Below are 10,848 nucleotides of genomic sequence, written 5' to 3' on the forward strand. Positions count from 1 at the left end.
GGAATTTTTCATGACAAAACCAACAATCGGATTCATCGGCCTGGGGCTGATGGGCGGCGCAATGGTCGGCCGCCTGCAGGACAAAGGCTATGAAGTCACGGTCCTCGGCAACCGCGATCGCACATATGTGGATCAGGCCGTCGACCGCGGTGCCACAGAAGCTTCGAACGCAAAAGCGGTGGCAGAAGCCTCGGAGATTGTCATGCTCTGTATGGGCACCTCCGAGCAGGTGGAATCGCGCATGCTGGGTGAGGAAGGCGTCATCGCAGGCATGAAACCCGGCACTGTTGTGATCGACTTCGGCACCTCTCTGCCAGGCTCCACACGGATGCTGGCGGAAAAAGTTGCAGCAGCGGGTGGGCAGTACCTTGACGGGCCGCTCGGGCGCACCCCCAGCCATGCCAAAGACGGACAACTCAATATCATGGGTGCCGGCGACAAGGCCGCCTTTGACAGCATCACTCCGGTTCTGAATGACCTGGGTGAAAACGTCTTCCACCTCGGCGCGTCAGGGGCCGGGCACACCATCAAACTGATCAACAACTTTTTCGCCATGACCACCGCCAACGCCATGTCCGAGGCCTTCGCCATGGCAGACGTGGCGGGCGTGGACCGCGAACAGCTTTACAATGTAATGTCCGCAGGGCCACTGGCCTCCGGAATGATGGATTTCGTCAAAGCCTATGGCGTCGACGGGAACGCACAGATGCTTGCTTTTGCAGTGAAAAACGCAGCAAAGGACGTTGGCTATTACACTCAGATGGCCAAAGACGCAGGCGTCGACAGCATCATGTCGAAATGCGCGCTTGCCGCTCTGAACGGCGCTGTTGAGGAAGGCCGCGGCGATACGCTGGTCGCCGAACAGATCGATTACTTCTCGGCAAAATTCGGCAGGTAAATGGCCATTTCCGCCGGCGCAATCGAGGACCGACCGCAGCTGGGCATCCTGATGATGCTCGCCGCCTGGTTCTTCTTTGCGCTGGTGGATACTTCGGCCAAATGGCTTGTGCTCGCGGGCATCCCGGCGTTCCAGCTGGCGTTTATGCGCTATGCCGGGCACTTTGCGATTTCGCTGGTGATCGCAATCTCGGGCGGGTTGTCGCGTGACAGGCTCAGCACGCCCTATCTGGGTCAGGTGATGTTTCGCGCCCTGCTGCTGATCTCGGCCACGATGTGCAACTTTTACTCGCTGAACTTTCTGCCGCTGACGGTTATCTCAGCAATCATGTTCTCCAGCCCGATCATCGTGTGTTTTCTGTCACTGACCGTGCTGAAAGAACAGATCGGCCCCTGGCGGTGGGGCGCGATTGTTATGGGCTTTGCCGGCGTTCTGATCGTCATCCGTCCGTTCGGAGAGGCGTTTCACCCTGCCATGATCCTGCCGGTGTATAATGCGACCGCACTGGCACTCTATTCGCTGATGACCCGTCGTCTGGCCGGGCTCGTGGCGACCGAAACGATGCAGTTCATCATGGGCGCGCTCGGAACGGTGCTGCTTTTGCCGCTTGCGGTCTGGGTCTGGGTCTCGCCCGAAAACCTTTCCGGCTGGGTGCTGCTCTTTTCGATGGGTGCCGGCGGCTGGAGCGGGCATCAACTACTCACGAGTGCGCATCGCTTCGGGACAGCAAATACCCTGATGCCTTACACCTATTCCTTCATGATCTACATCGCCGCGCTGAGCTGGCTCGTGTTTGATCATCCTCCCGAAGTCTGGACCATCGTCGGTGCACTGGTGATTGTGGGTTCGGGCCTGATCATCTGGAAAAGAGAACAACGATGACCCTGCGTATCGCCTGCGCCGGTGAGGCTATGATCGAGCTGTCCGTTAAGAGCGAGACTGCTGCGACGCTGGGTGTAGCCGGTGACACCCTGAACACGGCGATCTATCTCAGGCGTGCGGCACCACAGTGCGAAGTTGATTACATCACCTGCCTTGGCGATGATCCCTTCTCCGACCGCATCCGTCATTTCATCGCGGATCAGGGTATCGGGACCGGCGGCATCACAACCCTGCCCGGCCGCTCTCCCGGGCTTTACGCCATAACGACGTCGGATGAGGGCGAACGGTCCTTTACCTACTGGCGCAGCAGTTCTGCGGCCCGTGAGATGTTTCAGTACGGGCAGGAGCCGGATTTTTCGGCGCTTGAAGGTTATGATCTGGTGTATTTGTCCGGCATCAGCATGGCGATCCTGCCCCACAAGGTCCGGCTTTCCCTGCTCGACTGGCTTGTGCAGTCGGATGTGAAATTTGCCTATGACAGCAATTACCGGCCCCGCCTGTGGGAAAACCCGGCGACCGCGCGGGCGGTGAATTCCATGCTCTGGGCACGTGCCGACATAGGGCTGCCATCGCTTGATGACGAGATGGCGCTTTTTGATCAGAGCGCGGACGAGGTGGCAGTCCGCTTTAAAGCGCTGAGCCTCACAGGTGCGCTGAAACGCGGTGCCGGCGGGCCGCTGAGCCTCGGAGAGGCCATCGACCAGACCTATGCTCCGGCGCCGAAAGTCATTGATACGACTGCTGCCGGAGACAGCTTCAACGGCGGCTATCTGGCGGCTCTGTTGACCGGCGCGGATCAGGCCGGCGCTCTGATGGCAGGCCACACCTGCGCGGCAAAGGTGGTGCAGTACCCCGGTGCCATCATCCCGGAGGATGCGCCGTGAAGGTCGTGCTGGCAGGGCTTGGGATGGTGGCCGGAACTTATCTGCCGGCGATCCGCGATGCCAGGCCGCGCCTCACTCTTTCAGGTGTTCTGGGTCGGGACCCGGCGCGCGCCGACGCTTTCTCGCAAAAAGCAAAGAAGGTTTTGGGCTATGAAGTCGGCGTCTTTCCGGACGTTCGGTCCTTCGCGGCAGCAGATGCGGATTTCGCCATTGTAGCGACACCACCTGATGCGCGGAAGGAGCTTGTCCGGGCTCTCGCCGGAAATGCCCGCCCCATCCTGATGGAGAAACCTGTAGAGCGCAGCCTGGAGGCCGCCCGGGACATCGTCAACCTCTTCGACCGTGCCGGTCTTCCTCTGGGCATTATGTTTCAGCACCGGGCGCGCCCCGTCTCGTTGCACCTGAAAGAAGCAATCGACGCCGGTATCCTGGGCAGGATCGCCACGGCAGATCTGCGCGTGCCATGGTGGCGCGATCAGTCTTACTATGATGTGCCGGGGCGGGGCACATATGACCGTGACGGCGGCGGCGTGATGATCAGCCAGGCTATTCATACACTTGATCTGATGCTGTGGTTGCTGGGCCCTGTGACCTCGCTGCAGGCAGCCATGCATCGGACGCCCCTTCACCAGCTTGAAGCAGAAGACTGGGCCGGAGCACTGTTTGAACTTCAAAGCGGCGCGGTCGGTAGTCTGACGGCCACAACGGCGGCATATCCGGGAGCCTCAGAAAGCATCACACTTCAGGGAACGAAAGCCGCGGCGCATCTTGCATCAGGGGTGCTGACCCTGCAGCACAAAGACGGGCGCACCGAAACCATTGGTGCAGCAGCAGGCGGCACCGGTGGCGGCGCGGACCCGATGGAGTTTACACATGCCTGGCACCAGTCTGTTCTGGAGGATTTCGCCCGTGCGCTGCAGCAAAACATACAGCCGCTGGCCACCGGCAAAAGCGCTCTGATGGCGCATGCGGTGATCGACGCCATGGAGCGCGCAGCAAAAAGCGGCGCCCGCACGAAAGTGAGCAGGGTATGACGCTTGCATTCATCGCCCTCGGGCTCGACCACCGCCATATCTACGGCATGACAGAGAATATGCTGAAAACCGGAGCGCGCTGTCTCGGATACTGGACGGACGGCACGCCGGGGACACTTGCAGGATTTGAGGCACGCTTTCCGGACGTGACACGCTTTGCGTCTCTTGAGCAGGCCCTGGACAGCGGTGCCGATCTTGCTCTGATCTCTGCAATCCCTGCTGACAGAGCGGCACTGGCAGTGCAGGCCATGCGCAAGCGTATGGATATCATGACCGATAAACCGGGATGCACTACTTTGTCGCAACTTGATGAGATAAGGACCTGCGTGGCTGAGACCGGGCGCATCTGGTCGGTGAATTTCTCAGAACGCTTTGAGGTGCCCGCCGTCACAATGGCCGATGAGCTTGTGGCGTCCGGCGTCATCGGCAAAGTGGTTCACACCACGGGTCTTGGCCCCCACCGCCTGAACCGTGACACCAGGCCCGGCTGGTTCTTTCAGCGCGACCGGTATGGCGGAATACTGACCGACATCGCTTCGCATCAGATCGATCAGTTTTTGCATTTTACCGGGTCAGAAACAGCTGAAATTTGTCACGCCTTTACAGCTAATTACGCAAACCAGCAGGATCCCGGGCTTCAGGATTTCGGCGAGGTTTCGCTGCGCAGCGAAAAAGGTACGGGATACATCCGCGTTGACTGGTACACACCCGATGCATTGCCAACCTGGGGTGACGGTCGTTTGACCATTCTCGGGACAGATGGCTACATCGAGCTGCGCAAATACGTGGATGTCGGGGGAGCACCCGGTTCCGATCATCTCATTCTCGTCAACGGATCACGCTGCGAGAAGATTGATGCGCGCAATGCCGGGTTACCTTACTTCGGGCGCCTTGCAAATGACATACGCAACCGTACAGAAACAGCGATGCGACAGACGCACTGCTTTGCTGTAATGGAACTTGCACTTAAAGCGCAGGAAATGGCCGAGGGCAGAAGACGATGATCCGCGTAGCGATCCTTGGGGCAGGCATCGGGCGCGAGCACCTTCTCGCCTACCGGCTGTTGCCAGGGCAGTATGAGGTTGCGATGATCGTTGATCAGAACACCGCACGTGCCGAAGAACTGCGTCAGGACGATTCCTTTTCCGTGGTGGAGGATATTGCAACCGCTCTGAACGATCCGGATGTTGACCTGATCGACATATGCCTGCCCCCGCATCTGCACGTGCCGGTCTGCCTGCAAGCGCTGGAATCCGGTAAACACGTGATTTGCGAAAAGCCTCTGGCGACATCTCTTGAGGGCGCGCATCGCATTGCGCAGGCTGCAAAGGCCAGTGGTAAAAGAGTTTTTCCCGTTTTCCAGTACCGCTGGGGTCCCGCATTCGACCAGTTACGACAGTTGATCGGAGAAGGTCTTGCCGGACAGCCACAGGTCGCATCTGTCGAGACCCACTGGTCACGGTGCGCTGACTATTACGCAGTCCCCTGGCGCGGCACCTGGGCCGGAGAACAGGGTGGCGCAGTGCTCGGCCATGCTATTCACAACCATGATCTGCTCACACATTTCATGGGCCCGGTTGCGCGTGTTGCTGCGATGATGACAACGCGCGTTAACGATATCGAGACAGAAGACTGTGCCACCATCAGCTTTGAAATGCAGAATGGCGCAATGGCTTCGAGCAGTATAACCCTTGGCGCCGCAACCAATGAAAGCCGGATCAGGCTGGTGTTTGAGCATCTGACGGCCACATCCGGCACCGAACCCTATGCGCCCGGAACAGGCACATGGACCTTCAAGGCGCGCGTTCCCGCAAGGCAGGAAGCCGTCGACAGGGTCGTTTCCTCAACACAGCCCGGACCGGCAGGGTTTGTGGGTTTTCTGACCGGGGTCGCACAGGCGCTGCGGGGCATTCACGGCGCTGCGGTAACTCTCGAGGACGGGATCGCGTCTATTGAGCTTGTAACTGCAATTTACAGCGCTGCCAGTACGCGTTCGTATGTTAATCTGCCCCTTTTAAGCACACACCCGATGTTCAAAGGATGGCAGCCATGAAACAATGCTGGCGCTGGTTCGGGCCGGACGATCAGATTCGCCTTGGTGATCTTCATCAGGCGGGTGTCGAAGGTATCGTCACTGCACTGCACCACATCCCGCCAGGTTACGTGTGGAATCGCGAAGACATCCGGACAAGGCGGCAGACGCTGGAGGCTGCGGGCTTTGCCTGGGACGTTGTCGAAAGCCTGCCGGTTTCTGAGACCATCAAGACAGGTGGAAAAGATTTTTCTGAAGATATTCAGCATTACAGAACCAGCCTGACCAATCTCGCCAGAGAAGGCATCACCACTGTTTGCTATAATTTCATGCCGATCCTCGACTGGACGCGTACCGTGCTGCGTGAACCCCAACCTCATGGCGGCACCGCGATGCGTTTCTCGCTGCTGGATTTTGCGGTTTTCGATCTCTTCATTTTACGCCGCCCGGCTGCCACGGAAGATTATGATGCCGCCTTGCAGGAAGCGGCGCGGACCCGGTTTAAAACGATGCCGGATGAAGAACGGGCAACGTTACGCCAGACAATCATCGCGGGGTTACCGGGTGCCAACGACACGTGGACGTTAGAGGATGTGAAAGCTCGGCTGGATACTTACCGGGCCATCACTCCCGACCGTTTGCGCAGTAACCTGATCGACTTCCTGGGAGAAGTGGCCACACATGCAGGTCAACTCGGGATCAGGTTATGCTGCCATCCCGATGACCCGCCGTTTCCGTTGCTCGGTTTGCCCAGGGTCATGTCATCCACAGCAGACTACGCGCGCGTTCTGGATGCAGTTGATATGCCATCGAGCGGCGCGACGTTTTGCACCGGGTCACTTGGTGTGGCGCCCGGGTTTGACCCGGTTGATTTCATCACAAGGCTCGGCTCAAAAATTCATTTTGCTCACCTGCGCAACACGCAAAGGTTGCCCGGCCCCGATCCGGAGCGACCCGACTTTTTCGAGGCCGCGCATCTGGACGGAGACACCGACATGGTCGCCGTCATTCGCGCTCTTCTCGATGAAGAAAAACGCCGGGCGACCGCCGGGCGCGCCGACAGTCAGATCCCGATGCGCCCGGACCACGGGCAGGAACTGCTCACGGATCGGGAAAGGGAAAGCGCGCCGGGCTATCCGCTGATCGGCCGGATGCGGGGTCTGGCTGAGCTGCGGGGCGTGATTCGGGCACTGGCCTGACCGGGATTCAATACGCTGGCGTATCCTTTTCACCTTTCGGGCATCTATGCTTCCGTCAGGGTTTCGAAGGGCTGAGCGGCACCGCAACTTCTTCTTCCGCGCTGAGTTCTTCGAAATCAAAATTGTCGAGGCGCATCGCCCGCTTGCCCGCGCGCTCGGCCGCTGTGCCGATCCCGTCAAGGTCATCGCGCGCCTGCCGGAAGTGCATGTCGAGCTTCCCGACCCGTTCGACAACAAGCTCAACGTCGCGGTGCAGCAGTTTCAGCGTTTTGCGGATAGCGCCCGTCTGTTCGCGCATCCGGGCGTCTTTCAGGATGGCGCGCATGGTGTTCAGCGTGGCCATGCAGGTGGTCGGAGAAACGATCCAGACCCGCGCATCAAACCCTGCCCGAACCAGCTCGGGAAAATTTGCGTGCAGTTCCGCATAGACCGCTTCTGACGGCAGAAACATCAGCGCCCCGTCAGCGGTTTCCCCCTCGATAATATAGCGCTGTGAAATGTCGGTGATGTGCTTGCGCACCGAGTTCCGCAGCATCTTTGCTGCTTCACTCAGGTCATACTCCGTCTCTGCCCGGCGCAACGCTTCATAGGCTTCAAGTGGAAATTTACTATCGATAACAATAGGCCCGGGAGGATTGGGCAGGTGGATCAGACAGTCCGCGCGCTTGCCGTTGCTGAGCGTCGCCTGCAACGAATAACTGTCGCGCGGCAGCGCTTTTGATACGATATCATTAAGCTGGATCTCCCCGAAAGCTCCCCGCGTCTGCTTATTGCTCAGGATGTCCTGAAGGCTCAGAACGTCGCCGGACAGGCGGGTGATATTGTCCTGCGCCTTGTCGATCACGGCAAGCCGTTCCTGCAACTGCGTAAGAGAGGTGTTCGTCTGTTTTGAAGAGCCGTTCAGCGTCTCTTTCATCCGCTCCTGCATCTCTGTCATAGCGCGCTGCGATCGCATGGCGTTATCCGCCAGCCGGTCCTGCATCTGTTGCTGCACCGAGGCAAGACGCGACTCGACGGTCTGGATGACGTGCGCCTGTGCGTTGGCCTGCGTGTCGGATACGGTCTGTAATCCGCCGCGCAACTGCTCCTGTCCGGCGCCAAGCTGCTGCACGTTCTGGCCCAGCATCCCGATTTGCTGTGCAAGCGGTGCCGCGAACTGTGCGGATCTGCCTGCGGCCCGCACCGCCATGATGAGCAGGATCACGATCAGCAATAAAACCGCACTGCCCGCCAGTACCGCCATCACCAGCGGATCGCTGAGCAGATAAGTCTGGCCTCCGAACTCGATCATGTGCGGCCGAAAAGACGCTCTATGTCGGACAGCTTCAGCTCGACATAGGTGGGTCTGCCATGATTGCACTGGCCTGAATGCGGAGTAGCTTCCATCTCGCGCAGCAGCGCGTTCATCTCCTCTGCGCGCATCCGGCGTCCTGACCGGATCGACCCGTGACAGGCAACGCGGCTCAGGATCGCTTCTATTCGTGAGCGCAGGGTATCTGACCAGTTCTGATCGGCCAGTTCATCAAGGATATCAAGCACCATGGCGCGCGCGTTGACCTCACCCAGAACGGCCGGCGTTTCGCGCACCGCAACCGCGTCACCTCCGAAGGGTTCAATCACCAGACCAAGCCCTGCCAGATCTTCGGTTGCATCAAGCAGTCGCGCACAGTCGCCGGCTGACAGCTCGACGATTTCCGGGATCAGCAAAGCCTGAGAAGCGACGCCGTTTTCGGCCATCTGCGCTTTGAGTTTTTCATAGACCAGCCGTTCATGGGCTGCGTGCTGATCAACAATAACCATCCCTTTAGCGGTTTGCGCTACGATGTAGTTTTCGTGCACCTGGCCGCGGGCCGTGCCGAGCGGAAAATCCTGCGCCGGTTGGTCGGGAGCGGTGTCCGGGCCGGTCTCAACACGGCCCCATGGTGCCGATGTTTCCGAAAACTGAGGGGTCTGAGCCGCATAGGACGCGCCGCGCACCAGCGCACCGGGACGGTCCATCTGATACACCCGTGCGCCCGCAGTTTCTGGTGTCATAGCCCCGAGGGTGGCACCGGAAACGGTGGTCGAGGCCCGGTGTCCTGCCTCAGCAAGCGCATGGCGCAGCGCGGAGACGATGAGCCCGCGCGCGAGCCCCGGGTCGCGGAACCGCACCTCTGATTTGGCCGGGTGTACGTTGACATCGACCTGTTCGGGCGGACATTCGATGAAAAGTGCAGCAGCCGGATGACGGTCGCGGCTCAGGAAATCCGAATAAGCACCGCGCAAAGCCCCGATCAGCAGCTTATCGCGCACCGGGCGACCGTTGACAAAAAGATACTGCGCAACAGCCGACCCCCGAGAATAGGTCGGCAGCGCGGCAAATCCCGTAAGGTGCAACCCTTCGCGCTGCGCGTCAACGGGCAGCGCGTTTTCAGCAAACTCCCGCCCCAGAACCCTGGTGAGGCGACCATGCAGCGCGTCAAAAAGATCTCCCTGCTCCGCCGGTGCCTCAAACGTTTCGCGGCCTTTGCTGTCACCTGACACTTCGCGCAGCACAAAACGGATGAAGGGCTCGGCCATCGCCAGACGTTTAATAACATCAGTGATCGCCTTCGCCTCAGCGCGGTCTGTGCGCAGAAACTTGAGCCGCGCCGGTGTTGCGTAAAAGAGGTCGCGCAGCGTGACAGTCGTGCCCGTGTTCCGGGCTGCCGGTTTTACCGGCGAGGTCCGCCCGCCGGACACCGATAATTCAATCCCCTCGCCGCCCGGCGTCCGGCTTGATATCGTCAGCCGGCCAACGGCACCCAGAGAAGGCAAAGCCTCACCGCGAAAACCAAAGGTATGGATATTCAACAGGTCGGATCCGTCGATTTTGGAGGTAGCGTGGCGCGTAAGCGCCAGCGGCAGATCTTCCGCCGTCATGCCACAGCCATCGTCCTGAACACGTACCAGCGTCTTGCCGCCGTCCGCATATTCGACAGTGATATTGCGGGCCCCGGCGTCGATTGCGTTTTCGACGAGTTCTTTGACAGCGGACGCCGGGCGTTCGACAACTTCACCCGCAGCGATCCGGTTTACCGCGCTTTCATCAAGCTGGCGAATTACCGGGCGAAAGTCGCTTATGTTGGGGTTAGCTGTGAGCATACCGCTATACTTAGCATGGCATACTGCGATTCTGGAACCTGAATTCTGCAGAAACGTGATCTGTGTCGTCCCGCGCCCGCGCCCTATCCGCCGGTTGCGGCATGATACCATGCGACGATCTGTGCTCGTTCCTCGCTGGTTATAAAAGAGAGATTTGCAGGGGGCATCGCGTGGCTGAGACCCGCCTGCAGATAGATGTCGCGGGCCTGCCGCGCGATCTGATCTTCCGTCTCAAGACGCACGCCACCGGGTGGCCAGAGCAGCCCTTCCCAGACCGGTTCTGCTGCGTGGCACATCGAGCACCGTCCCAGAACGATATCATGCACATCCTCAAACCCTTCGGCCTGTGCAAAGCGCAACGCAGGCCCGGTGGCCTCTTCTGGCTCATCAAGCCCATGCATCGGCGCCACCGATAGCCACATAATCACAATAAAAATCAGCGCAGTCACAGCCCAGGTCCAGTGTGGGTTGCCCTGACGCGCGTGCATCGAATTGAAATAATGCCGGATTGTAACACCCATCAGGAACACAAGGCTGGCGATGATCCACGTGTTACCGGTGGCAAAAGCCAGCGGATAATGATTGCTGAGCATCAGAAAGATCACCGGCAGTGTCAGATAGTTGTTATGCGTGCTGCGCTGCTTGGCGATCTTGCCGTATTTCGCATCCGGGGTCCGCCCGTTGATCAGATCATCGACCACGATTTTCTGGTTCGGGATGATCACCATAAAAACATTGGCGCTCATGATGGTGGCCGTAAAAGCCCCCAGATGCAGCATGGCCGCGCGCCCGGTGA

General features: G+C 59.4%; 10 protein-coding genes. 7 read left to right on the forward strand and 3 right to left on the reverse strand.

Features of this window, described 5'->3' with window-relative positions; translation table 11 throughout:
* The first annotated feature begins 10 nt into the window (after window positions 1-10).
* From Q0M35_RS02435 to uxuA, 7 genes are read left to right on the forward strand one after another with little or no spacing between them, the layout of a single operon-like run.
* Window positions 11-898 carry an NAD(P)-dependent oxidoreductase gene (locus Q0M35_RS02435; RefSeq protein WP_295311824.1) on the forward strand — a complete coding sequence of 296 codons (888 nt, stop codon included), beginning with the start codon at window positions 11-13 and terminating at the stop codon, window positions 896-898.
* Window positions 899-1,780 carry a DMT family transporter gene (locus tag Q0M35_RS02440; RefSeq protein ID WP_295311825.1) on the forward strand — a complete coding sequence of 294 codons (882 nt, stop codon included), beginning with the start codon at window positions 899-901 and terminating at the stop codon, window positions 1,778-1,780. It begins immediately after the preceding gene.
* Window positions 1,777-2,664: a sugar kinase gene (locus Q0M35_RS02445; protein ID WP_295311827.1), complete on the forward strand. Its 888-nt coding sequence runs from the start codon at window positions 1,777-1,779 to the stop codon at window positions 2,662-2,664. Before Q0M35_RS02440 ends, Q0M35_RS02445 begins: the two co-directional genes overlap by 4 nt.
* Window positions 2,661-3,698, forward strand: a complete 1,038-nt coding sequence (locus tag Q0M35_RS02450) for a Gfo/Idh/MocA family oxidoreductase (protein WP_295311829.1) — start codon at window positions 2,661-2,663, stop codon at window positions 3,696-3,698. Before Q0M35_RS02445 ends, Q0M35_RS02450 begins: the two co-directional genes overlap by 4 nt.
* A complete protein-coding gene (locus Q0M35_RS02455; protein WP_295311831.1) occupies window positions 3,695-4,702 on the forward strand; it encodes a Gfo/Idh/MocA family oxidoreductase in 1,008 nt (335 codons plus the stop codon). Before Q0M35_RS02450 ends, Q0M35_RS02455 begins: the two co-directional genes overlap by 4 nt.
* Complete coding sequence (locus Q0M35_RS02460) at window positions 4,699-5,751, forward strand: Gfo/Idh/MocA family oxidoreductase (protein ID WP_295311833.1); 1,053 nt, start codon at window positions 4,699-4,701, stop codon at window positions 5,749-5,751. The genes Q0M35_RS02455 and Q0M35_RS02460 overlap by 4 nt, the downstream gene beginning before the upstream one ends.
* Window positions 5,748-6,929, forward strand: coding sequence for a mannonate dehydratase (gene uxuA / locus Q0M35_RS02465; protein ID WP_295311835.1), 1,182 nt, complete (start codon window positions 5,748-5,750; stop codon window positions 6,927-6,929). The genes Q0M35_RS02460 and uxuA overlap by 4 nt, the downstream gene beginning before the upstream one ends.
* Window positions 6,930-6,984: 55 nt before the next feature.
* Here the strand turns inward: uxuA and rmuC are convergent, their stop codons facing one another.
* From rmuC to Q0M35_RS02480, 3 genes are all read right to left on the reverse strand, one after another.
* Window positions 6,985-8,220 (reverse strand): DNA recombination protein RmuC, encoded by a 1,236-nt coding sequence (rmuC, locus tag Q0M35_RS02470; RefSeq protein ID WP_295311837.1) that lies wholly within the window; start codon window positions 8,218-8,220, stop codon window positions 6,985-6,987.
* Window positions 8,217-10,052 (reverse strand): DNA mismatch repair endonuclease MutL, encoded by a 1,836-nt coding sequence (gene mutL / locus Q0M35_RS02475; RefSeq protein WP_295311839.1) that lies wholly within the window; start codon window positions 10,050-10,052, stop codon window positions 8,217-8,219. Before mutL ends, rmuC begins: the two co-directional genes overlap by 4 nt.
* 83 nt (window positions 10,053-10,135) lie before the next feature.
* Window positions 10,136-10,848, reverse strand: a 713-nt coding sequence (locus Q0M35_RS02480; protein ID WP_295311841.1) for a urate hydroxylase PuuD, incomplete at its 5' end; no start/stop codon positions are given.

The organism is Roseobacter sp. (assembly GCF_024639605.1).
GTDB lineage: Bacteria > Pseudomonadota > Alphaproteobacteria > Rhodobacterales > Rhodobacteraceae > Roseobacter.